The 22,609-nt window shown below is 69.0% G+C and carries 23 protein-coding genes; 11 read left to right on the forward strand and 12 right to left on the reverse strand.

Annotation, left to right across the window (positions count from 1 at the left end; genetic code table 11):
- Window positions 1-353: 353 nt before the first annotated feature.
- Window positions 354-1,523, reverse strand: a complete 1,170-nt coding sequence (locus DDE23_RS13145) for an alpha-hydroxy acid oxidase (RefSeq protein WP_107752197.1) — start codon at window positions 1,521-1,523, stop codon at window positions 354-356.
- Window positions 1,524-1,657: 134 nt separating this feature from the next.
- On the opposite strand from DDE23_RS13145, the gene argC reads away from it, so the two are divergent.
- Window positions 1,658-2,575: an N-acetyl-gamma-glutamyl-phosphate reductase gene (gene argC, locus DDE23_RS13150; protein WP_107752198.1), complete on the forward strand. Its 918-nt coding sequence runs from the start codon at window positions 1,658-1,660 to the stop codon at window positions 2,573-2,575.
- Between the two features lie 160 nt (window positions 2,576-2,735).
- Here the strand turns inward: argC and DDE23_RS13155 are convergent, their stop codons facing one another.
- From DDE23_RS13155 to DDE23_RS13175, 5 genes are all read right to left on the reverse strand, one after another.
- Entirely contained in the window at window positions 2,736-4,622 is a 1,887-nt protein-coding gene (locus tag DDE23_RS13155) for a PhoX family protein (RefSeq protein WP_107752199.1), read from the reverse strand.
- Between the two features lie 226 nt (window positions 4,623-4,848).
- Complete coding sequence (locus DDE23_RS13160; protein WP_107752200.1) at window positions 4,849-5,046, reverse strand: hypothetical protein; 198 nt, start codon at window positions 5,044-5,046, stop codon at window positions 4,849-4,851.
- A gap of 61 nt (window positions 5,047-5,107) precedes the next feature.
- Window positions 5,108-5,314, reverse strand: a complete 207-nt coding sequence (locus DDE23_RS13165; RefSeq protein WP_107752201.1) for a cold-shock protein — start codon at window positions 5,312-5,314, stop codon at window positions 5,108-5,110.
- 255 nt (window positions 5,315-5,569) lie between these two features.
- Window positions 5,570-6,361 carry a tryptophan synthase subunit alpha gene (gene trpA, locus DDE23_RS13170; RefSeq protein ID WP_107752202.1) on the reverse strand — a complete coding sequence of 264 codons (792 nt, stop codon included), beginning with the start codon at window positions 6,359-6,361 and terminating at the stop codon, window positions 5,570-5,572.
- A gap of 59 nt (window positions 6,362-6,420) precedes the next feature.
- The gene (locus DDE23_RS13175; protein WP_107752203.1) at window positions 6,421-6,828 is read right to left on the reverse strand and encodes a VOC family protein; all 408 of its coding nucleotides are present in this window, start codon (window positions 6,826-6,828) and stop codon (window positions 6,421-6,423) included.
- A gap of 96 nt (window positions 6,829-6,924) precedes the next feature.
- On the opposite strand from DDE23_RS13175, the gene DDE23_RS13180 reads away from it, so the two are divergent.
- From DDE23_RS13180 to ychF, 3 genes are read left to right on the forward strand one after another with little or no spacing between them, the layout of a single operon-like run.
- Entirely contained in the window at window positions 6,925-7,863 is a 939-nt protein-coding gene (locus DDE23_RS13180; RefSeq protein ID WP_107752278.1) for a glutaminase, read from the forward strand.
- A gap of 39 nt (window positions 7,864-7,902) precedes the next feature.
- Window positions 7,903-8,313: a CopD family protein gene (locus tag DDE23_RS13185; protein WP_107752204.1), complete on the forward strand. Its 411-nt coding sequence runs from the start codon at window positions 7,903-7,905 to the stop codon at window positions 8,311-8,313.
- Window positions 8,314-8,373: 60 nt separating this feature from the next.
- Entirely contained in the window at window positions 8,374-9,471 is a 1,098-nt protein-coding gene (ychF, locus tag DDE23_RS13190; RefSeq protein ID WP_107752279.1) for a redox-regulated ATPase YchF, read from the forward strand.
- Window positions 9,472-9,699: 228 nt separating this feature from the next.
- Here ychF and DDE23_RS13195 read toward each other — a convergent pair whose 3' ends face one another.
- Complete coding sequence (locus tag DDE23_RS13195) at window positions 9,700-10,278, reverse strand: thymidine kinase (protein WP_107752205.1); 579 nt, start codon at window positions 10,276-10,278, stop codon at window positions 9,700-9,702.
- 265 nt (window positions 10,279-10,543) lie between these two features.
- Here DDE23_RS13195 and DDE23_RS13200 point away from each other — a divergent pair, with 265 nt between their 5' ends.
- Together DDE23_RS13200 and DDE23_RS13205 are read left to right on the forward strand one after the other, a co-directional pair.
- Complete coding sequence (locus tag DDE23_RS13200) at window positions 10,544-11,173, forward strand: LysE family translocator (RefSeq protein WP_107752206.1); 630 nt, start codon at window positions 10,544-10,546, stop codon at window positions 11,171-11,173.
- A 63-nt stretch (window positions 11,174-11,236) separates the two neighbouring features.
- On the forward strand, window positions 11,237-12,397 hold the full coding sequence (locus DDE23_RS13205) for a hypothetical protein (protein WP_107752207.1): 1,161 nt from the start codon (window positions 11,237-11,239) through the stop codon (window positions 12,395-12,397).
- Between the two features lie 257 nt (window positions 12,398-12,654).
- Here the strand turns inward: DDE23_RS13205 and DDE23_RS13210 are convergent, their stop codons facing one another.
- Genes DDE23_RS13210 through DDE23_RS25085 form a run of 3 tightly spaced genes read right to left on the reverse strand, consistent with a single transcriptional unit; the run spans window position 12,655 to window position 15,362 of the window.
- Window positions 12,655-13,590: a site-specific tyrosine recombinase XerD gene (locus tag DDE23_RS13210; RefSeq protein WP_107752208.1), complete on the reverse strand. Its 936-nt coding sequence runs from the start codon at window positions 13,588-13,590 to the stop codon at window positions 12,655-12,657.
- Window positions 13,590-15,191: a hypothetical protein gene (locus tag DDE23_RS13215; RefSeq protein WP_133239569.1), complete on the reverse strand. Its 1,602-nt coding sequence runs from the start codon at window positions 15,189-15,191 to the stop codon at window positions 13,590-13,592. Before DDE23_RS13215 ends, DDE23_RS13210 begins: the two co-directional genes overlap by 1 nt.
- Window positions 15,192-15,197: 6 nt before the next feature.
- A complete protein-coding gene (locus DDE23_RS25085) occupies window positions 15,198-15,362 on the reverse strand; it encodes a hypothetical protein (protein ID WP_157958023.1) in 165 nt (54 codons plus the stop codon).
- A 166-nt stretch (window positions 15,363-15,528) separates the two neighbouring features.
- Here DDE23_RS25085 and DDE23_RS13220 point away from each other — a divergent pair, with 166 nt between their 5' ends.
- The 5 genes from DDE23_RS13220 to preA all read left to right on the forward strand — a co-directional run bounded on the left by DDE23_RS13220 (window position 15,529) and on the right by preA (window position 20,485).
- Complete coding sequence (locus DDE23_RS13220; protein ID WP_107752210.1) at window positions 15,529-16,092, forward strand: shikimate kinase; 564 nt, start codon at window positions 15,529-15,531, stop codon at window positions 16,090-16,092.
- Complete coding sequence (aroB, locus tag DDE23_RS13225; RefSeq protein WP_107752211.1) at window positions 16,089-17,201, forward strand: 3-dehydroquinate synthase; 1,113 nt, start codon at window positions 16,089-16,091, stop codon at window positions 17,199-17,201. The genes DDE23_RS13220 and aroB overlap by 4 nt, the downstream gene beginning before the upstream one ends.
- Window positions 17,202-17,377: 176 nt before the next feature.
- Window positions 17,378-18,700 (forward strand): NAD(P)-dependent oxidoreductase, encoded by a 1,323-nt coding sequence (locus DDE23_RS13230; RefSeq protein ID WP_107752212.1) that lies wholly within the window; start codon window positions 17,378-17,380, stop codon window positions 18,698-18,700.
- Window positions 18,697-19,179, forward strand: coding sequence for a GFA family protein (locus DDE23_RS13235; protein ID WP_107752213.1), 483 nt, complete (start codon window positions 18,697-18,699; stop codon window positions 19,177-19,179). The genes DDE23_RS13230 and DDE23_RS13235 overlap by 4 nt, the downstream gene beginning before the upstream one ends.
- 1 nt (window position 19,180) lies before the next feature.
- Entirely contained in the window at window positions 19,181-20,485 is a 1,305-nt protein-coding gene (gene preA, locus DDE23_RS13240) for an NAD-dependent dihydropyrimidine dehydrogenase subunit PreA (RefSeq protein ID WP_107752214.1), read from the forward strand.
- A gap of 146 nt (window positions 20,486-20,631) precedes the next feature.
- Here the strand turns inward: preA and DDE23_RS13245 are convergent, their stop codons facing one another.
- Together DDE23_RS13245 and eno are read right to left on the reverse strand one after the other, a co-directional pair.
- Window positions 20,632-21,039: a hypothetical protein gene (locus DDE23_RS13245; protein WP_107752215.1), complete on the reverse strand. Its 408-nt coding sequence runs from the start codon at window positions 21,037-21,039 to the stop codon at window positions 20,632-20,634.
- A 224-nt stretch (window positions 21,040-21,263) separates the two neighbouring features.
- Window positions 21,264-22,541 (reverse strand): phosphopyruvate hydratase, encoded by a 1,278-nt coding sequence (eno, locus tag DDE23_RS13250; protein WP_107752216.1) that lies wholly within the window; start codon window positions 22,539-22,541, stop codon window positions 21,264-21,266.
- Window positions 22,542-22,609: the final 68 nt, after the last annotated feature.

The raw sequence follows: 22,609 nt of genomic DNA on the forward strand, positions 1-22,609 counted from the left end.
TGCCGTTGCGCGGCGGCGGGGGGCCAGCCCCCCGCGCCCCCCGCTCAAGGGGGTTTTCCACCCCCTTGAGAAACCCCCGAGGATATTTCTAGAACAAAGATGAAGATTAAGAGGGCGTTAAGCCGCCTTCTTTGTTCCCTAAATATCCTCGGGGGTGAGGGCCGCCCGGACGAGGCGCCAGTGGCGCGTCGTCAGGCCCGAACGCCCGGAGCGGAAGCGGAGGGCCGGACCAGGCCGTCAGGCCAAGAGGGGGGCAGAAGGCCCCCCTCCCTTCGGCGCGGCGGCACGCCGCGCCGCTGGTCGCCTGAGGCGCCCGCGGCAGCGGGTAACGAGGGCGAAACCTCTTGGTTTGCTCAAATCACGGCGGTCGGATCGGCGAAGCCTTGCGGCAGGATCAGGTTGTGGCGGCCCAGCGCCTTCACGTCGCGTTCGCCGCAGAGCGCCATGGTCTTGTCGAGTTCGGTGTGCAGGATCTCCAGCGCCTTGCTCACGCCGTCCTGCCCCATCGCTCCCAGCCCGTAGATGAAGGCGCGGCCGATCATCGTGCCTTTTGCCCCCAGCGCCAGCGCCTTCAGCACGTCCTGGCCAGTGCGGATCCCGCTGTCGAGATGCACTTCCGTGTCGCCCTGCAGCGCGTCGAGGATCGAGGGCAGCATGCGGATCGAGGACACCGCGCCGTCGAGTTGCCGTCCGCCGTGGTTCGACACCGTGATCGCATCGGCGCCGATCTTGGCCGCCATCACCGCATCCTCGGGGTCGTTGATTCCCTTGAGGATCAGCTTGCCGCCCCACAGGTCGCGCAGTTTCTCGATCTTGCCCCAGTCGAGCTGCGGGTCGAATTGCTCGGCCGTCCAGGCGCCGAGCGAGGCGGGGTCGCCCACGCCCTGGGCATGGCCGACGATATTGCCGAAGAAGCGCCGCTTGGTCCCGAGCATTCCCATTCCCCAGCGCCATTTGGTCGCCAGGTTCACCATCGTCGGCAGGGTCAGTTTCGGCGGCGCCGAGAGGCCGTTCTTCAGATCCTTGTGCCGTTGGCCCAGCAGTTGCAGGTCCAGCGTCAGCACCAGCGCCGAGCAGCCCGCGTCCTTGGCGCGTTGCAGGATGCGGCGGACGAAATCCTCGTCCTTCATCACATAGAGCTGGAACCAGAAGGGTTTGGTCGTGTGCGCGGCCACATCCTCGATCGAGCAGATCGACATGGTCGACAGGGTGAAGGGGACCCCGAAAGCCTCGGCCGCCTTGGCCGCCAGGATCTCGCCATCCGCATGCTGCATGCCGGTCAGCCCCACGGGCGCCAGCGCCACCGGCATCGCTACCTTCTGCCCGATCATCGTGCTCTCGGTCGTGCGGTTCGACATGTCCACCGCGACCCGCTGGCGCAGGTGGATCTTCTGGAAGTCCGATTTGTTCTCACGGAAGGTCTGTTCGGTCCAGCTGCCGGATTCGCAATAATCGTAGAACATCTTCGGGGCGCGGCGTCGGTAGATCTGGTGCAGGTCCTCGATGGTGGTGATGGCGCTCATGGTTCCCCCTCGGATTGGTCAAGTTTTCTTACCGTTGTTACAGGCGGCTCGCAAGGCTGGGGGCGGCGCTGCGCGATGCTTGCCCCGTTGCCCAGTTTGCCCTATCTCACAGTGCCTGAACAAAGGAATCCGCCATGGCGCACAAGGTCTTCATCGATGGGGAAGTCGGCACCACGGGGCTGCAGATCCGCGAACGGCTGCAGAATCGGGACGACATCACGCTGGTGCAGGTTGCGGCCGAACGACGCAAGGACGCGGGCGCCCGGCGCGAGGCGCTGGCCGAGGCCGATGTGGCGATCCTCTGCCTGCCCGACGAGGCGGCCAAGGAAGCCGCGGCGCTGGCCGAGCCCTATGGCACGCGGCTGATCGACGCCTCGACCGCGCATCGCGTGGCGCCCGACTGGGTCTTCGGCTTCCCCGAGATGGCCGAGGGCCAGCGGGCGCTGGTCGCGGGGGCCACGCGGGTTTCGAACCCCGGCTGCTGGTCGACCTGCGCCATCGCCCTGATCCGGCCCCTGGTTCAGGCGGGGCTGATCGACCCGGCCGCGCCGCCCTCGATCTCGGGCGTCTCGGGCTATACCGGCGGCGGCAAGGCGATGATCGCCGAATACGAGTCGGGCGAGGTCCAGGGCTCGTTCCTCTATGCCGCGGCGCAGGGCCACAAGCACCTGCCCGAGATCATGGCGCATGGGCTTCTGTCCCGCGTGCCGGTCTTCGTGCCCTCGGTCGGGCAATACGCGCAGGGGATGGCGGTGGCGGTGCATCTGCCGGGTCTGGGCGCGGCGGGGATGAAGGCGGCCGAGGACGCCCTGCGCGCGGCCTATGCCGGGGCGCGGTTCGTGGCGGTGGTCGAGGCCTCGGTCGATGAGCCGCGGGTCTGGCCCGAACGTCTGAACGGCACCAACCGGCTGGAGCTGTCGGTGCATGGCAACCCGAAGACCGGCGAGGCGGTGCTGGTCGCGGTGCTCGACAACCTCGGCAAGGGGGCCTCGGGCGCGGCGGTGCAGAACCTGAACCTGATGCTGGGCGTCGATGAGGGCGCGGGGCTCTGAGGGATCGCCGGGTGGGATGAAATCCCACCTTACGTGGGGCGGTGCGTGCAAGCACGCACCCTACAGCGGCCCGTAGGGTGTGTGCTTGCACGCACCCCCTGACTGCAAAGAAACCGGGCCCCCTTGCGGGAGCCCGGCTTTTTCTTGCTCTGGCGGCGGCTTAGCCGACCAGCCCGCCATCCTCGCGGGTCACCGCCACGATGGCCGAGCGCGGCAGGCCCGAACCGTCCGGCCAGCTGCCGCCCGGGTGCTGGATGCCGACGAACATGGTGCGGCGGTCGGTCGACCAGCAGAGGCCCGTCACCTCGGAGCCCTTCGGCCCGGTGAGGAAGCGCGCGATCTCGCCCGAGACCGGATCGCCCGCCAGCATCTGGTTGTTGCCCTGACCGGCGAAATCGCCCTCGTTCGAATCCTCGCCATCGGTCTGGATCCACAGGAGCCCGGTCGAATCGAAGGCCATGCCGTCCGGCGCGTTGAACATGTTGCCGGCGGTCACGTTGGCCGAGCCGGCATAGGCGTCCGAATGCACCGCCGGGTTGCCGGCCATGACATAGAGGTCCCAGTCGAAGCTGGCGGCGGCATGGTCGTCGTCATGCGGGAACCAGCGGACGATCTGACCGTACTGGTTCTCGGCGCGCGGGTTCGGGCCGCCGACCGGGGTCTCGTCGCCGCCCGCATTGGGGCGGGTGCCGCGGCGGGTGTTGTTGGTCAGGCAGCAATAGGCCTCGACCGCGTAGGGATTGACCGAGATCCACTCGGGGCGGTCCATGGTGGTGGCGCCGACCCGCGACCCGGCGCTGCGCGAGAAGATCAGGATCTCGGCCATGTCCATCCCGGTCGATTCGGGCGTCAGGTCCAGCCATTCGCCGGTGCCGTCATCGTTGAACTTCGCGACCGACAGCTGGCCGTCGTCCAGCAGCCCCTCGGTCGAGCCGCCGGGGGTGTAGATCCCGTTCGAGACGAAGCGGTAGAGGAATTCGCCCCGCTCGTCGTCGCCCATATAGACCACGACGCGGCCGTCGCGGGCCAGCACGACTTCGGCGTTCTCATGCTTGAAGCGGCCGAGGCCGGTGTGCTTGACCGGGGTCGATTGCGGGTCGGTCGGGTCGATCTCGACCACCCAGCCGTGGCGGTGCGGCTCGTTGGGGTTGGCGGCGACGTCGAAGCGCGCGTCCCATTTGTGGTAATCGTAGCCCCAGCCTTCGGCGCTGATGCCGTAGCGGGTATAGCCCACGGCCAGCAGCTCGTCCGTCGGCAGCTCGCCATTGGCGCCGAAATAGCCGTTGAAGTTCTCTTCGCAGGTCAGATAGGTGCCCCAGGGCGTCTTGCCCGAGCCGCAATTGTTCAGCGTGCCCAGCGGGTTGAGGCCTTCGGGATCGGCCGAGGTCTGCACCAGCGCATGGCCCGCGGCCGGACCGGCCAGAACCATCGGCGTGTTGTGATGGATGCGGCGGTTGAAGGGGCTGTCCTTGACCACCGACCAGCCGTTCTCGTCCTCGGCGATCTCCATCACCGTGACGCCCTGCAGGTTCTGCAGCTTCAGCACGTCATCGGCATTGGCCGGAACGCCGTCCTGCGCGGCGGGCAGGTTGATGTCGTTGTTGGTGTATTCGTGGTTCACCGCGATCAGCTCGTGGCCGCGGAAGGGGAAGCTTTCCATCCCGTCGGTGTTCTCGCCGAAGATGCGGTCCGACGCGGCGGCCGGGCCGCCTTCGGCCAGGTCATAACCCTCGGCGTCGGTGAAGAGCGCATCGCCCCAGCGGGCCAGCACCCGGGCGCGGTAGCCCTGCGGCACGTGGATCTGTTCGTCGGTCTGCGCGTCGATCGGCGTGAAGGGGAAGCGCGAGGTGGTCGAGGCCAGCGCCGCGCGCGGGCTGAGCACGCCAAGCCCCATCGCCGCCGCGCCCGAGCCCAGCGCCACGACACCGCCGAGGAAGCCCCGGCGGCTCAGCGCGCGCTCGACCACGCGGTCGAACTCGGTCTCGGCGGGACGCGGGAAGTTGGCTTCATCCCATTCGTCGGCGGAAAGGCGGGTTTTGTCGGTCATCGGGCTACCTTGAGTCCTTGGGTTGCGAGTCAATGCTCGCGCGGACCATGGCGGCGGGATGAAACGGGCAGGCGACAGGCCGGTGACGGTTTGGTGACGCGGCGGAGGCCGGGGGGAGGGCATGGAAAAGCGGCGGGGTTGGCCCCGCCGCTTCTCCCTCCGGACCGACCCTTGCCGATGCGCGAAGCACCGGGGCGGGCGGCGGAAACTCTGGATCGTTCAGGCGCTAATCGTCGTCCCCGGGGGGCGGAAGGCCTGCGTCGCGGGCCAGACGGGCCGCTTTCAGCGAGGCGCTGCGCTCGACGCGCTTGCGCGCATCGGCCGAGACGATCTCGCGCGCTGCGGCAGCCGTCTTGTCGTGCGGCGCCAGAACCGGCTGGCTGAGCCCACGCAGAAAGTCGGCCGAGACCCGGGATGCTGGCACCCCGGATCCGGTCTTTCCCGTCGCGCCGGGGCCCTTTCCGGGCGTCCCCGCGCGGCGCGATTTAGGCAAGAGCGAGATCGCGGGCCGACTCGCGGCCGTCACGGCTGGTCTCGATCTCGAAGGTCACTTTCTGACCGTCGGCGAGCTGGGTCAGACCCGCGCGCTCGACCGCCGAGATGTGGACGAACACGTCCTTCGACCCGGTTTCCGGCTGAATGAAACCGAAACCTTTGGTGGCGTTGAACCATTTCACGGTGCCTTTGGCCATCGTGAGACTCCTTCAATTGGATTGCTGCCCACGACATGCGGCAGCCCGGCTTGGTCAGTACGAATAGCAGACTGAAGCCGGTGAAGGAGACAGGGTGCGGGTCGGCGTAACTAGCCCCCCGACAATACAGCATTTCGCCCAGAAAGCAAGCGCGCGATCCCCGGCCCGGCAAAACGTGACCCCGGGCGGCGCCGAAAACGGCGTCTGCCCGGCCCTTTTGTCCCTGCAGCGGACCCTGTCGAAACGGCCCCGGGGTCAGCCCCGGTGCGCCCCTGCGGCGAGCGAGGCAACGAAGGACAGGATCTCGGCCACGGGCTTGCCCTCGCCGATTTCCTTGACGATGGCCGAGCCGACGACGCAGCCATCGGCGACGCTGGCGATGGCCTGGGCCTGTTCGGGCGTGGTGATGCCGAAGCCGACGATGACCGGCAGGTCCGTCGCCGCCTTGATCCGCGCCACCTCAGGGCCGACATCGCCCGCCTGTGCCGCCGCCGCCCCGGTGATCCCGGTGATCGAGACGTAATAGACGAAGCCCGAAGTGTTCTGCAGCACCTTGGGCAGGCGCTTGCCATCGGTGGTGGGCGTCGCAAGGCGGATGAAGTTCATCCCCGCCGCCTGCGCCGGCAGGCAGAGCTCGCTGTCTTCCTCGGGCGGCAGGTCGACGACGATCAGCCCGTCGATCCCGGCCTCGACCGCCTCGGTCAGGAAGCGCTCGACGCCCCGGGCATAGATCGGGTTGTAATAGCCCATCAGCACGATGGGGGTGGTGTTGTCGGCCGACCGGAAGGCGCGGACCATGGCCAGCACCTTGTCCATGGTCATCCCGCCGTCGAGCGCCCGTTGACCGGCGCGCTGGATGGTCGGCCCGTCCGCCATCGGATCGGTGAAGGGCATGCCCAGCTCGATGACATCGACGCCCGCGCCCGGCAGGCCCTGCATCACCGCCAGCGAGGTCGCCTCGTCGGGGTCACCCCCCATCATATAGGCCACGAAAGCCTTTTTCCCCTCGGCCTTGAGACGGGCGAAAGTGTCGTCGATCCTGGTCATGGGGCCCCCCGTGAATTGCGAGACAGGCCTCGCACGGAGCCGAGGGGGAAATCAAGGCCTCAGCGCAGGCCCGCGCTCTCCTTCATCACGATCCAATGGGTGCCGAAGCGGTCGCGCAGCATCCCGAACCCTTCGGAGAAGAAACTCGGCCCAAATGCATGGATCACATCGCCGCCCTGCAACAGCGCGTCATACCGCGCGCGGGCGTCCTCGACGCTGGGCAGGGTGGCGGTGATGGTCACCGCCTTCTGCGGATCGCCCTCGACCCCCTCCGGGAAGTCCGAGGCCATCAGGGTGCCGCCCGCGATATCGAGCTGGGCATGGATGATGCGGGTGCTGTCGAACCCGGCGCCGGGGACTTCGTTGTAGCGCATCGCCTTGGCGGGCGGGGCGCCGAACACCTCGGCATAGTAGGCCAGCGCCTCGGCGCAGGTGCCCTGGAAATGGATATAGGGATGTAGGGGCATGGGTTCCTCCGGCTTTTCGGCCAGCCTGCGGCGGGGCAGGGCAGCTGGCAAGGGAAACCCGTGGCCAGCGGCCTGCCACTGGCGTATCACCGCCCGATGACCGAGCTTGACCTGCCGATGATCGTTACCGAAATCGCCGCCGAACTGGCGGCCGAGACCGAGCGCGGCCAGGTCGCCGATTACATCCCCGAACTGGCCCGCGTGAACCCCGGCCAGTTCGGCCTGGCGCTGGCCCTGCCCGACGGACGGGTGATCGCCGCGGGCGATACCGAGGTGCCGTTCTCGATCCAGAGCGTGTCCAAGGTCTTTACCCTGGCGCTGGCGCTGGGGCGGCATGGCGACCGGGTGTGGGAGCGGGTCGGGCGCGAGCCCTCGGGCGATCCCTTCAACTCGATCGTCCAGCTGGAATACGAGAAGGGGCGCCCCCGCAACCCCTTCATCAACGCCGGCGCCATCGCCGTGACCGATGCGCTGCTCTCGTCCTATGCCCCGCGCGAGGCTCTGGGCGAGATCCTGCGCTTCCTGCAATATCTGGCGGGCGACGACGATATCGCCATCGACCCGGCGGTGGCGCGCTCCGAACAGGAGACCGGCTTTCGCAACGTGGCACTGGCCAATTTCATGCGCGGCTACGGCGTTCTCAGCGGCGAGCCGGCCAAGGTGCTGGGCGTCTATTTCCACCATTGCGCCATCGCCATGTCGGTGCGGCAACTGGCCCGGGCCGGGCGATTCCTGGCCTTCGACGGGCGGCTCTCGCCCCATGGGCCGCGCGCCGTCTCCTCGCGCATGGCGCGGCAGATCAACGCCCTGATGCTGACCTGCGGGCATTACGACGGCTCGGGCGAATTCGCCTTCCGCGTGGGTCTGCCGGGGAAAAGCGGGGTGGGCGGCGGGATTCTGGCCGTGGCGCCGGGGCAGGCCTCGATCGGCTGCTGGTCGCCGGGGCTGAACGCGGTCGGCAATTCGCTGCTGGCCTCGCGCGCGCTGGAGCGGCTGGCCGAGCGCACCGGCTGGTCGGTCTTCACCGCGCGTTGACCCCTTGCACGCCGCCGCGCGACGGGGCATCAGGGGCGCATGGACTGGGTCAAGATCATCCACATTCTCTGCGTCATGGGCTGGATGACCTCCATCTTCGCCGTGCCGCGCGCGCTGATCTACTGGAAGCGGGCCGCGGCCGAGGGGGCACCCGGCCAGATCGGCGAGCTGACCTTCCGGCTGTACCGCTTTTCCTCGGGTCTGGGCGTCATCGCCGCGCTGACCGGGCTGTGGCTGGCCTGGTCGGTCTGGAGCTTCGCGCCCTGGACGCATCTGAAGATCACCCTCGTCCTGCTGCTGGCCCTGCATTACGTCTGGACCGGCCGGATGCTGGCCCGCGCGCGCCGTGGCGAATTCCGCGAAAGCGACCGCTTCCTGCGCATCTTCAACGAGGTCAGCGTGATCGGCGTGATCGCCATCCTCTGGGTCGTGGTGGTGAAACCCTTCTGAGGCTTGCCCGCCGGGCGCCTTCGCCCTAGAAGCGGCGCGAATGTGGCGCCGGAGGGAATGATGGGCTTCAAGATGGGCATCGTGGGTCTGCCGAATGTCGGCAAGTCGACCCTCTTCAACGCGCTGACCAGGACGGCGGCGGCGCAGGCCGCGAACTTCCCCTTCTGCACCATCGAGCCCAATGTGGGCGAGGTGGCGGTGCCGGACGCGCGGCTCGACACGCTGGCGGCGATTGCGGGCTCGAAGCAGATCATTCCCACGCGGATGACCTTCGTCGATATCGCGGGGCTGGTGCGCGGCGCGTCCAAGGGCGAGGGGCTGGGCAACCAGTTCCTGGCCAATATCCGCGAATGCGACGCCATCGCCCATGTGCTGCGCTGCTTTGAAGACGGCGACATCACCCATGTCGAGGGGCGCATCGACCCGGTGGCCGATGCCGAGACCATCGAAACCGAGCTGATGCTGGCCGATCTGGAGAGCATCGAGCGGCGCCGGGCGAACCTGGCGCGCAAGCTCAAGGGCAACGACAAGGAAGCGGCCGATCAGGACCGCCTGCTGGCCGTGGCGCAGAAGGCGCTGGAAGACGGCAAGCCTGCGCGCTCGGTCACCGTGTCCGAGGACGACCAGAAAGCCTGGCGGATGCTGCAATTGCTGACCTCGAAGCCGGTGCTTTATGTCTGCAACGTCGAGGAAAGCTCGGCCGCGTCGGGCAACGCCCAGACCGCGCGGGTCGAGGCGATGGCCAAAGGGCAGGGCGCGGGCGTGGTGGTGATCTCGGCCCGGATCGAGGAAGAGATCAGCCAGCTCGACGCCGAAGAGGCCGAGATGTTCCTCTCGGAGATGGGGCTGGAGGAGGCGGGCCTCGACCGGCTGATCCGCGCGGGCTACGACCTCTTGGGCCTGCAGACCTATTTCACCGTCGGCCCCAAGGAGGCGCGCGCCTGGACCATCCACAAGGGGACGCTGGCACCGGCTGCGGCTGGGGTGATCCACGGCGATTTCGAGAAGGGCTTCATCCGCGCCGAAACCATCGCCTATGCCGATTATGTGGCGGGCAAGGGCGAGAGCGGGGCCAAGGAAGCCGGCAAGTTCCGCGTCGAAGGCAAGACCTATGAGGTCAAGGACGGCGACGTCCTGCATTTCCTGTTCAACGCCTGACGGGAGCGGTTTCGCCCTCGGTTCCCTCGGGCGACCGGAACCGGGGGGCTGCCGCCCCCCGGACCCCCCGCTTCAAGGGGAGCACGCTCCCCTTGAAAATCCCCGTGGATATTTGAGGAACGAAGAGGGGATTAGCGTTTCGTTAACCCGCATCTTTGTTCTGCAAATATCCCACGGGGGTCCGGGGGTGTGAAACCCCCGGGGCCGCCACGGGCGCCGGGCGCCGGATCAGGCGCCCATCGCCTCGCGCCAGTGCTTGCGGCAGAGGGAGACGTAGGTCTCGTTGCCGCCGATCTGGACCTGGGCGCCTTCCCTGATGGCGCGGCCTTCGGAATCCTGGCGGATCACCATCGTCGCTTTGCGGCCGCAATGGCAGATGGTCCGGACTTCGCGCATCTCGTCGGCGAGCGCCAGCAGGGCGGCGGAGCCGGGGAAGAGCTGGCCCTGGAAATCGACCCTCAGCCCGTAACACATCACCGGCACGCCCAGGTCGTCGACGACCCGGGCCAGGTCCCAGACCTGTGCTTTCGACAGGAACTGCGCCTCGTCGATGAAGATGCAGGCGCAGGGGCCGGTCTGCAGGCGGGTCGCGATCTTGGCGAAGAGGTCCTCGCCCGGCTCGAACGTGTCGGCGGGCGAGGCGATGCCGATCCTTGAGCCGATCTTGCCCTCGCCCGCCCGGTTGTCGAAGCGGGCGGTGACGAGATAGGGCTCCATCCCCCGCTCGCGGTAGTTATGGGCGGCCTGCAAGAGGATCGTCGACTTGCCGGCGTTCATGGTCGAATAGTGGAAATAGAGCTTGGCCATGGCCGGGTGATAGCGCGGGTCGGGCGGGGTGGGAACCCGATTCTTGCGGCTGCTGCCCCGCTGTCTTACGCGTGGGACTTGGCTTCCAGTTCAGCGATTTCAAGGGCTTGATGGCAGGCGTTCGGGAAATCGCAGGAAAGGCCCCCGTGCAGCGCCTTCCAGCCACCCGGCCCGGCGCCTGTCCTTGCGGGCGGGCGCGGCGTGTTGGCCCTTGCGGGAGGCCTGCGGTTCTGTCTTTGCTGGGGGCCTGTACAGGAGCCCCCTCATGGATCTGCATCTCTGGTTTGCCTTTGTCGCCGCTTCAATAGTCCTTCTGCTCATCCCGGGGCCGACGGTTCTGCTGATCCTGAGCTACGCCCTGAGCCAGGGACGGCGGGTGGCACTGGCCACGGTTGCCGGGGTCACGCTGGGGGATTTTCTGGCGATGAGCGCCTCGCTGATGGGGCTGGGGGCGCTGGTCCTGGCCTCGGCCACGCTGTTCACGGTGCTGAAATGGGTGGGCGCGGTCTATCTGGTCTATCTGGGCGTGCAGCTCTGGCGCAGCGCGGGTCGCGGTGCGGCGCTGGGCGCTCTGGACGAGACCGCCGCCTTGCCCGCCCGCGCGGTCTTCGGCCATGCGGCGCTGGTCACGGCGCTGAACCCGAAAAGCATCGCCTTCTTCGTGGCCTTCGTGCCGCAATTCGTCGATCCGGCGGCGCCGCTGCTGCCGCAATTCGCCATCCTGATCGCCACCTTCGTGGGGCTCGCCGGGCTCAACACCCTGGCCTATGCGCTGCTGGCCGACCGCATGCGGGCCAAGATCGGGCGGCCCGGGGTCATCGCCGGGTTGTCGCGGGCGGGGGGTGTGGCGCTGGTCGGCATGGGCGTGATGACGGCGGCGCTGCGCCGGGCCTGAGGCGCTTGCCCGGTCGCGCGGGGTTTGGCAGGCTGGGGCTTTCTTTGCCCCCAGAGGTCTTTCATGCGCCGGTTTTCCCTCGTTCTGGCCCTGAGCCTGATATTGCCCCACGCGGCCCGCGCCGAGGATACCCCCTCGGGCATCTTCGGTCGTCCGGATGTGGCGTCCGATACGGCGGCGTTTCGCGCCATGTTGCACCGGATCCCGGCGCTGATGGTCAGCCCCGGCGTGACCGGGGCCGAGATCGGCTTCGGCGATCTGGCCGCGGCAAGGGGCCTGCCCGGGCCGGTGCCACGTGGCAGATTGCCGGCCGAGACACTCAGCGCGGCGCGGGCCATGCCGCCCGGCTCGCTGGTCGAGGCGCTGGGCTTTCCCGCCGGTGAGTGGCGGGCCCGGGTGGGCTTTGCCCCGGCCGATATCGAGCAGGTGATCCTTTACGGGGCGCCGCCCCTGCTGGGCGGGGTCTACCGGCTGGCGCCGGGGATCGCGGCCGGGGTGCCCGCGGCGCTGGAGGCGCAGGGCTATGCCCCCGCCACCGAGAGCGGGGTCGCGGCGCTGGCGGTCGGCGCCGACGGGCGGATGGATCTGGCGGCGCGCGCCCCGGCCGATCCGTTCCGCGGTCCGCTCGGCCGGTCATCACGGGTGCAGGTCGAGGGGGATCTGCTGCGCCACGGCAGCACCTGGCCGATGCTCGGCGCCTTGCAGGGGGCCGGGGCGGCCTCGGCGCGCGATGAGCCGTTGATGGCGGCGATGGTCGGCATGCTGGAGGGGCTGGATCGCGGGGTCTTGCTCAGGGCCTATCTGGTGCCCGATGCCATGGCGCTGTCGACGGGCGACCCGGTGGCGGCGGTGACCGGGGGCGGGGCGGGCGGCTCGGTCCTGGTCTGGCATTCGCTTCTGCTGGCGGATTTCTCGACCGGGGCCGAGGCGACGGCGGCGCTGGTCCTGAGCCTGAACTGGCCCGAGAGCGAGGCGCTGGAGGGTCTGGTCCAGCCGGTGGAGCGGCTCTGGCAGGAGGGGGTGACGCGCAGCGGCGCGAGTTTCGCCTCGATGCTGGGCGAGGATGTCGAGGTCGAGGCGCGGCGGGGCCCCGGCGGGATGGTGCTGTTGCGGCTGGTGGTGACAGGGCCGGTTGCGCAGAGCGTGGCGGGGCTGGCGGTGAACCGCGGGTTCGACGCGATCTATCGGGCGGTGATGATGCGGGAGTTGGTGTTCCTGCCGTGAGGATCGGGCGCGGGGCGGGATGAAATCCCACCCCACGGGGGGCGGTCGCGGTGCGTGCGAGCACGCACCCTACGAAGGGGGGATGGAGGCCTCACCATGGGCGGGCATGGTCCCCTCGGGCGCGCGTGGGGTGGGATGCGATCCCGCCCAACGGGGGGCGTTGGTAGTCGCGGTGCGTGCGAGCAGCCTACGGGCGCGACGGGTGGGGTAGGGTGTGTGCTTGCACGCACCGTGACCGTACCCATCCCCCCGGTCCGTTACTCCTTGGCCAGCGGGTGGTGGTCCATGACCAGCTGGCGCAGGCGTTCGTCCAGGACATGGGTGTAGATCTCGGTCGTGCCGAGGTCGGCATGGCCCAGCAGCGTCTGGATCACCCGGAGGTCGGCGCCGCCCGCCAGCAAATGCGTGGCGAAGGCGTGGCGCAGCACATGCGGGCTGACGCGGGCGGGGTCGAGCCCGGCCTTGAGCGCGATCTCCTTGACCAGCCCGTGAAAGCGGATGCGGCTGAGATGGCCCTCGGCCCCCTTGGCCGGGAACAGGAAGCGCGAGGGCGGCTGGCCGCGTTTGCGGGCCGCAGCCTCGGCCCGGTCGCGGTGGTCGAGCCAGATGGCGGTCGCGGTGCGGGCGGGATCGGACAGCGGCACCAGCCGGTCCTTGCCGCCCTTGCCGCGGACCATGACCATCTCGGGCGCGCCGCGCAGCGCGGCATCGGGCAGGCTGACCAGTTCGCTGACCCGCAGGCCGGTGGCGTAGAGCAGTTCGAACAGGCAGGCGTTGCGGGCCCGGGTCGCGGTATCGGCGCCATGATCGCGGGCGGTGTCCAGAAGGCGGGTGACCTCGGCCTCGCTCAGGGTGCCGGGCAGGCGCTGGCTGCGGCCGGGGCCGTCGATGCGCAGGGTCGGATTGTCGGCGCGCCAGCCCTCGTCATAGGCGAAGCGGTAGAATTGCTTGAGGGCGGACAGCCGCCGGGCGCGGGTGGCGCGCGACAGGCCTTCGGCGTCCAGCGCGACGAGATAGGCCTCGACCCGGTCGCGGTCGGCCTCGGACAGGGCGCTGGACTGGCTGGCGAACCAGTCGCTGGCGTGCATCAGGTCCCGGCCATAGGCCAGCAGCGTGTTGCGCGCGGCGCCGTTCTCGGCGGCGATGGCCTCGAGAAAGGTCGAGATCGCGCGCGGGTCGGGCGGGCAGGCCATCAGCCGTTCCGTTCGAGGAGCAGGCTTTCCAGCGCCGTGCGCCGGGCGATATCCTCGAGCCCAAGGGCACGCAGGGCGCTCAGGCCCTCGGCCAGCAGACGCGGGTCGCCGGGGCCGCCCAGCGCGTTGAGGATGCGCAGGATTTCCTCGCCCAGACGGCCCTGGGCCAGACGCTCGGCCATCTCGGGCGGCAGCGGCGGTTCGGCGCCGAAAGCAAGCGCCACGGCGCCCGCGAGTTCGCCGGGCAGCGCGCCGCGGCTCTCGGCCGGGTCGAGGCCGCGGGCGATGGCGGCGAGGAAGCGGCTGGCCGGATCGGCCGTCGCCGTGTCGAGGCCCAGCGCCACGGTTTCGTAATCGGGGGACAGCAGACCGATGCGGAAGGCCAGCGCCTGCGCCTCGCCGGTCAGGGTCAGCTGGCTGAGCGGCTGGGCAAAGAGCGCGGCCATCGCCACCTCCAGCTCGCCCGCCTGCACCAGCGGCCAGGCGGCCAGCAGGGCGGGGCCCGCGGCCTCGGCGTCGCCGTCGCGCAGCGCGGTGTCGAGGCGCTGGATGGCGCTGACCCGCTCCCAGATCCCGCCCGACGCCGCCGCGCGGCGCTCGGTATAAAGCCCCAGCAGCCGGTTGGGCGAGAGGGCGCCGACCCGGGTCAGCCGCTCGGCCGCCTCGATCTGGCTGCGCCAGCCCTGCAATCCGCGCAGATCGGCATGGGCATAGGCCACCGGCATCCCCAGCGAGGGCTGGGCATCGCCCACCGCCTCGCGCAGGCGCCAGGTCAGGGGATCGGGTGTGCCGGAGGGCGGTGGTAGCAGCGTGGGCGAGCCTTCGAGCGTTTCCTCGTCATGCAGGAATTGCGTGAGTAGCTCGGCCAGATAGGGGGCCATGCGATGCTCGGCCAGGGTCGCGTCGAGCCGGGCCACCGCCCCCTCCCAATCGCCGGCGCGGGCCAGACAGAAGATCAGCGCCGCGTCATCCTCGATCGGCGGCTCGTTGCCGGTGATCGTGGTGCAGGCGCGGTCCTCGTCGCCCAGAAGCAGCGCGATGTCGAAGCGCCGGAGCCGCAGCACCGGGACCGGCGAATCGAGCGTGTCGAGCAGCGCCGCCGCCTGATCGAGGGCGCCGAATTCGACCAGCTTGTCGATCCGGGCCAGCAGGAAATCGGGCGCCGCGGCCGGGGTCGTGTCGGGCAGGGGGGCGTTGAACTCGGCCAGGAGCAGCCGGTGCGACAGGTCCCTCAGCGCCGGCAGCATGTCGGCCGGCAGGTCGTTGATCTGCCCCGCCAGCGTGCGGGCGGGCGTCGGCCCCCAGAGCGTGGCGGGCAGCCCCACGCGCGCGGCGGGGAAAAGGCCCACGGCCTCGGGCCTGAGCGCGTCGAGCGCGCGGACCGAGATCGCCACATCCCGCGCGGTCAGCGGCGGCGTCACCGGATAGGCCCCGGGCTCGCCCGCGTTCTGGCCGCGGCGCAGCCAGTCGATGGCGGAAAGCGGCGTCACCTCCTGCGCGGCGAGCGGCGTGGCCACCATCAGGGCCAGTGCCAGCCACGGCCCGGTTCCCCCGGCCGTCCGGCGGGGTGATTCGGGTCTGGAAAGGGGACGCCTGTGCATGATGGCTCAGCCCAGCCGCAGATCGACGGGCAGGCTGCGCGGTTCCGGCGGGTGGCTCAGGTCACCGAAATAGGCGAAGGCGACAAAGCCGATACCGCCGACCAGCACCAGAACCACCACCAGGCGGAACAGGTAACCAAAAAATCCAGGGCCGTCGTCGTATCGGGGCATGGGGGCTCGGTCCTCGTCTCTTTGTTTCGTCGGTCGCGCTGACGTGCTGCGACCGTTCGCGGTGATTTATAACTGGAACTCGGCGCGAGTTCACGCCATTCAGGGGCGCGCAGCGAAAAATCGCCAGCTTGTGATCCGCCTGGGGGAGGGCGGCAGGGAATTGCCGATGAAGCCGAGGTTGAAGAAGACCGTCGTGATGGTCGGCATGATGGGCGCCGGCAAATCCGCTGTCGGCAAGGAGCTGGCGGCGGTGCTGGGCGTGCCCTTCCTCGATTCCGATGCCGAGATCGAGCGCGCGGCCAATGCCACCATCGCCGAGATCTTCGCCCGCGACGGCGAGGCCTTCTTTCGCGACAAGGAGGCGCAGGTCATCGCCCGTCTGCTGGATGGCGAGCCCTGCGTGCTGTCGGTCGGGGGCGGCGCGTTCCTGCGCGCCGAGACGCGGCGGCGGGTCAGCGCGTTCGGGGTCTCGGTCTGGCTGAAGGCCGATCTCGACACGCTCTGGGCCCGGGTGCGGCGCAAGGACACGCGGCCGCTGCTGAAGACCGCAAATCCCTACCGGACGCTGGCCGAGCTGATGGCGGCGCGCGAACCCGCCTATGCCGAGGCCGATCTGATCGTGGCGACGACCGCCGATTATGCCATTGAAACAACGGCCGAAAAGGTGGTCGAGGCGTTGGCCTTGCGCCCCGATGTCCTGTCGGTCCCAGAGCTGCCGGGAAAGCCATGAGCAAGATTGACGACGTGCGGGTGAACCTGGGCGAACGGTCCTACACGGTGCGGGTGGGGCGTGGCCTGATCGACCGCGCCGGGGCCGAGATCGCGCCCTTGCTGCGCCGTCCCCGGGTCGCCGTGGTGAGCGAAGAGACGGTCGCCGCCGCACAACTCGCGCGGTTCCGCGCCGGGCTGGAGGGGGGCGGCGTTGCCATGGAGGCGCTGATCCTGCCGCCGGGCGAGGCGACCAAGAGCTGGCGCCATCTGGAGCAGGTGGTCGAATGGCTGATCGCCCAGAAGGTCGAGCGCGGCGACATGGTGGTGGCGCTGGGCGGCGGGGTGATCGGCGATCTGGTGGGCTTTGCGGCTTCTGTGCTGCGCCGGGGCGTGCGCTTCGTGCAGGTGCCGACCTCGCTTCTGGCGCAGGTCGACAGTTCGGTCGGCGGCAAGACGGGGATCAACTCGCCGCTCGGCAAGAACCTGGTGGGGGCGTTCCACCAGCCCTCGCTGGTCTTGTGCGACATCGACGCGCTGGACACGCTGCCGGGGAGGGATTTCCTGGCGGGCTATGGCGAGGTGGTGAAATACGGGCTGCTGGGGGATGCGGCGTTCTTCGACTGGCTCGACGCGAATGCGCCGGCCATGGCGGCGGGCGACAAGGACCTGCGGCAGGAGGCGGTGCGCCATGCGGTGCGCATGAAGGCCGATCTGGTCGAGCGCGACGAGACCGAGCAGGGGGACCGGGCGCTTCTGAACCTGGGCCATACCTTCGGCCATGCGCTGGAGGCGGCGACGGGCTATTCCGACCGGCTGCTGCATGGGGAAGGGGTGGCGATCGGCTGTCTGCTGGCCTTCGACCTGTCGGCCCGGCTGGGGCTTTGCGCGCAGGAAGCGCCCGAGCGGGTGGCCGAGCATCTGGCGCGGATGGGGATGAAGCGGCGGTTCGCGGATATTCCGGGCGATCTGCCGGGGCGCGACGGGCTGATCGCGCTGATGGCGCAGGACAAGAAGGTGCAGGACGGGGCGATGCGCTTCATCCTGGCCCGCGGCATCGGCGAGGCTTTCGTGACCGGCGAGGTGCCGCGCGCGGCGCTGGAGCGGCTTCTGGACGAGGCTTTGGCCTGAGGGCGGGGTAGGATGGGCAATATTGCCCATCCTACGCCAGCGGCGGATGCGGCGCCCGATGCCCAAGGATTGGGCACTCGCCGCCCGCCCGTCGTTTTTCAAAATTTTACCCGTTGATAAAATTTCGAACCGTGGCAAGCTGGGGGCCTTCGCACAGCCAACCCGGGAGGTAGCCCGTGACGAATTCCCCGCAGACCGACGGCATTGTGGCCGGGCGTCTGGACGATGCGACGCTCGCCGCGCATTTCGACGATCTCTATCCGATTCTGGACGATCACGAGGCCCGCGTGGCCGCCGACCGCTGTTACTTCTGCCATGACGCGCCCTGCATCACGGCCTGCCCGACGGCGATCGACATTCCGCTCTTCATCCGGCAGATCCAGACCGGCCAGCCGGACGGCGCCGCGCGCACCATCCTGTCGCAGAACATCCTCGGCGCCATGTGCGCCCGGGTCTGTCCGACCGAAACGCTCTGCGAGGGGGCCTGCGTCAGGAACGAGGCCGAGGGCAACCCGGTCGAGATCGGGCGCCTGCAACGCTATGCCACCGACGGGTTGCTGCTGGCCAACGAGCACCCCTTCGCCCGTGCGCCCGAAACCGGCAAGACCGTGGCCGTGATCGGCGCCGGTCCCGCCGGGCTGTCCGCCGCGCATCGGCTGGCGATGCTGGGTCATGCGGTGACGCTCTATGACACGCGGACCAAGGCCGGGGGTCTCAACGAATACGGCATCGCCGCCTACAAGGCCGCCAATGGCATCGCCCAGGCCGAGGTCGACTGGCTGCTGCGGATCGGCGGTATCACGGTGAAGACCGGCCAGGCACTGGGCGCGGGGCTGACGCTCGACGGGCTCAAGGCGACGCATGACGCGGTGTTCCTGGGGATCGGCCTGGCAGGGGTCAACGCGCTGAACGTCCCGGGCGAGGATCTGCCGGCTGTGCAGGATGCGGTCGATTTCATCGAGACCCTGCGCCAGACCGGGGACAAGGCTTCGCTGCCCATCGGCCGCCATGTGGTGGTGATCGGCGGCGGCATGACGGCGGTCGATGCCGCCGTGCAATCGCGCCTGTTGGGGGCCGAGCATGTCTCCATCGTCTATCGCCGCGACCGGGGCGCCATGTCGGCCTCGGATTACGAACTCGACCATGCGGCGACCGAGGGGGTGAGCATCCTCACCAACGCCATGCCGGTCGCGATCAGTGCCGCGGGCGTGACCTTCGCCTATACTCGCAGCGGCCCGAACGGGCTGGAAAAGACCGGCGAAACCTTCACCCTGAAGGCCGATCAGGTGTTCAAGGCCATCGGCCAGACGCTGAAGGGCCAGCCAGACGCACTGAAGACCCAGGGCGGCAAGATCGTCATCGACGCCGCCGGGCGCACCTCGGTCACCGGGGTCTGGGCCGGGGGCGATTGCGCGACGGGGGGCGAGGATCTGACCGTCACCGCCGTGGCGCAGGGGCGCGATGCGGCGCTGGATATCCACCGGGCGCTTTGCCCATGAGCGGGCCGGTCTTTCGCCCCTATGTCCTGCCCGCCGAAGGGGGCTGCCGCTGCGGCGCGCTGCGGTTTCGGGTGACGGCGCAGCCCATCGCCACCGCCGCCTGCCATTGCCGGGGCTGTCAGCGCATGTCGGGCAGCGCCTTTTCCACCACGCTCATGGTCCCGGTCGAGGGGTTCGAGGTTGTGGCGGGCGAGCCGGTCCTCGGCGGCATGAAGAACCCGGCGCTGCAGCACAGCCATTGCCCCGAATGCCTGAGCTGGGTCTTCACCCGGATCGAGGGCGCGCCCTTCCTCAATGTGCGGGCGGTGATGCTGGACGATCCCTCGCGCTTCGTGCCCTTCGTCGAGACCTGCACCGCCGAGCGTCTGCCCTGGGCCGAGACCCCGGCGCCCCACAAATACGAGAGTTTCCCGCCGAACGAGGCCTTTGGCCCGCTGCTGGCGGAATACGCAACGCTGATCGCGTCACAGGAGAGCTGAGATGGCCAACCTGACTTCGACTTTCGTCGGCATCAAATCGCCGAACCCGTTCTGGCTGGCCTCGGCGCCGCCGACCGACAAGGAATACAACGTCCGCCGCGCCTTCGAGGCCGGCTGGGGCGGGGTGGTGTGGAAGACCCTGGGCGAGGCGGGGCCCCCGGTGGTCAACGTGAACGGGCCCCGCTATGGCGCGATCTGGGGCGCCGACCGGCGGCTTCTGGGGCTGAACAACATCGAACTGATTACCGACCGCCCGCTCGAGGTGAACCTGCGCGAGATGAAGGCGGTGAAGCGCGACTACCCCGACCGGGCGCTGATCGCCTCGCTGATGGTGCCCTGCGTCGAGGAGGCGTGGAAGACGATCCTGCCCCTCGTGGAGGAGACCGGCGCCGACGGGATCGAGCTGAACTGCGGCTGCCCGCATGGCATGTCCGAGCGCGGGATGGGCGCGGCGGTGGGCCAGAACCCCGATCTGATCGAGCAGATCACCCGCTGGTGCAAGCAATACACCCGGATGCCGGTGATCGTGAAGCTCACGCCCAACATCACCGATGTCCGCCTGCCGGCGCGCGCGGCGCTGAGGGGCGGGGCCGATGCGGTGAGCCTGATCAACACGATCAATTCGATCACCTCGGTGGATCTCGATGATTTCGCGCCCGAACCCTCGATCGACGGCAAGGGCACGCATGGCGGCTATTGCGGCCCGGCGGTCAAGCCCATCGCGCTGAACATGGTGGCCGAGATTGCCCGCGACGCCGAGACCCGCGGCCTGCCGATCAGCGGCATCGGCGGGGTGACCACCTGGCGCGACGCGGCGGAATTCCTGTCGCTCGGCGCGGGGAATGTGCAGGTCTGCACGGCGGCGATGACCTATGGCTTCGGGATCATCAAGGAGATGACGGCGGGCCTGTCCCTGTGGATGGACCGCAAGGGTCTGTCCTCGGTCGAGGCGGTGGTGGGCCGGGCGGTGCCGAATGTGACCGACTGGCAGTACCTGAACCTGAACTATGTGACCAAGGCGAAGATCGACCAGGACAAGTGCATTTCCTGCGGGCGCTGCTATGCGGCCTGCGAGGATACCTCGCATCAGGCGATCTGGATGAAACCGGGGCGGGTGTTCGAGGTGAACGACGCGGAATGCGTGGCCTGCAACCTCTGCGTCAATGTCTGCCCGGTCGAGGATTGCATCACCATGGAGAAAGTGGCGCCGGGGGCTTTGGACGAGCGGACCGGCAAGGTCGTCCCGGCCGAGCACGGTGACTGGACGGCGCATCCGAACAATCCGATGGCAAGAGCGGCGGAATAGGACGCGCGGCGGCATAAACCGGGTGGCCCTTGGGGGGCCGCTCCCACCTGCGACCGGCGCGTTCCCTCCCGACGCGCCGGTCCTTTTGTGCGGGGCCTCGGGTAGGATGGGCAATATTGCCCATCCTACGGGGGGTGCCCGCCCGGTCAGACCTTCCGGTCGAGGAGATGCACCGGCTCGGCCTCGGTTCCGGTGGGGCGGATCGCGGGATCCGGGACTGGCGGCGCTTCGGCCGGCTCGCTGTCGGTCGTGGCCTCGGCCGGGGCGGGATCGTCGCTTTCGGGACCGGGCAGCGGTGGATGTTCGGCCAGCCGGGTGCGGATGTCCTGCAACACATTGATCTCGAACGAGGGGGGCGGGCCGACGGGGCGTTCACGCTCGGCCGGGTTGCGCGGCAGTTCCGGGCGGGGGGCCACATCGACGGGCTTCACCGCGCGGGCGCTTTCCACCTTGGCGACGGGGGCGGCGGTGCGGGGCACGGCGCTGAGCAGGGTGGTCAGAGCGTCACGCGCGAAGGACCCGGGAGGGGCGACGGGAGACAGGACGCTGGTCATGATGAACCTCTGGATATACCTCTGGCGGAAGAGAACCTCGAGTCTGGTTGCCCCTCAAGCCTAGGCATGGCGGCGTTAATTCCCGCTTAACCCCTCAAATTGTCAGGAAAAATCTCTCGGTCCGGAAAGGATTTCCTCACCCTTCCCGGTCTTGGCCCGCTCCCCTGAATGCAGACGGCGCGGCCCCCAGGGGACCGCGCCGCCACTGCAAACCGCTTGGGGTCTCAGGCCTTGAGGACCGAGCGGCCGGCGTATTCGGCCACGTCGCCCAGCATTTCCTCGATGCGGATCAGCTGGTTGTACTTGGCCAGCCGGTCCGAGCGGGCCAGCGAGCCGGTCTTGATCTGCCCGCAATTGGTGGCGACGGCCAGGTCGGCGATGGTCGAATCCTCCGTCTCGCCCGAGCGGTGCGACATGACATTGGTATAACGCGCGCGATGCGCCATCTCGACGGCTTGCAGCGTCTCGGTCAGGGTGCCGATCTGGTTGACCTTGACCAGCATCGAGTTGGCGACGCCGGCCTTGATGCCATCGGCCAGACGGCGCGGGTTGGTGACGAAGAGGTCGTCGCCCACCAGCTGCACCTTGCCGCCCAGCTTGTCGGTGAGGATCTTCCAGCCGTCCCAGTCATCCTCGGCCATGCCGTCCTCGATCGAGATGATCGGATACTGGGCGCAGAGCTTGGCCAGATACTCGGCGTTTTCTTCCGAGCTGAGCGACAGGCCTTCGCCGACCATCTCGTATTTGCCGCCCTTGAAATACTCGGTCGAGGCGCAGTCGAGGGCCAGATACATGTCCTCGCCGGGCTTGTAGCCCGCTTTCTCGATGGATTTCAGGATCAGGTCCAGCGCGGCGGTGGTCGAAGACAGGTTCGGGGCAAACCCGCCCTCGTCGCCGAGGCCGGTCGAGAGGCCCGCCGCGGTCAGTTCCTTTTTCAGCGTGTGGAAGACTTCCGAGCCCATGCGCACGGCGTCGCGGATGTTGTCCGCGCTGACCGGCATGATCATGAATTCCTGGATGTCGATCGGGTTGTCGGCGTGTTCGCCGCCGTTGATGATGTTCATCATCGGCACCGGCAGGAGCCGGGCCGAGGTGCCGCCGACATAGCGGTAAAGCGGCTGGGCGCAGGCCTCGGCCGCGGCGCGGGCGCAGGCGAGCGAGACGCCGAGGATGGCGTTGGCGCCGAGGCGGGCCTTGTTCGGCGTGCCGTCGAGTTCGATCATGGCGCGGTCGATGCCGACCTGTTCGGTCACATCGGTGCCGACCAGCATCTCGGCGATCTCGCCATTCACGGCGGCGACGGCGTGCAGCACGCCCTTGCCCATGTAGCGGGCCTTGTCGCCGTCGCGGCGCTCGTTGGCCTCATGCGCCCCGGTCGAGGCGCCCGAGGGCACCGCCGCGCGGCCCATCGAGCCGTCTTCGAGGATCACGTCGACCTCGACCGTCGGGTTGCCCCGGCTGTCGAGGATCTCGCGGCCGATGATGTCGAGAATGGTGGTCATGGCGGGCCCCTTGGTGATTGCTTGGGGCCTCTATACGGCAGGGCCGGGGACGTTGAAAGGGCGCCGTC

Source organism: Pararhodobacter aggregans, from assembly GCF_003075525.1.
Classification (GTDB): Bacteria; Pseudomonadota; Alphaproteobacteria; order Rhodobacterales; family Rhodobacteraceae; genus Pararhodobacter; species Pararhodobacter aggregans.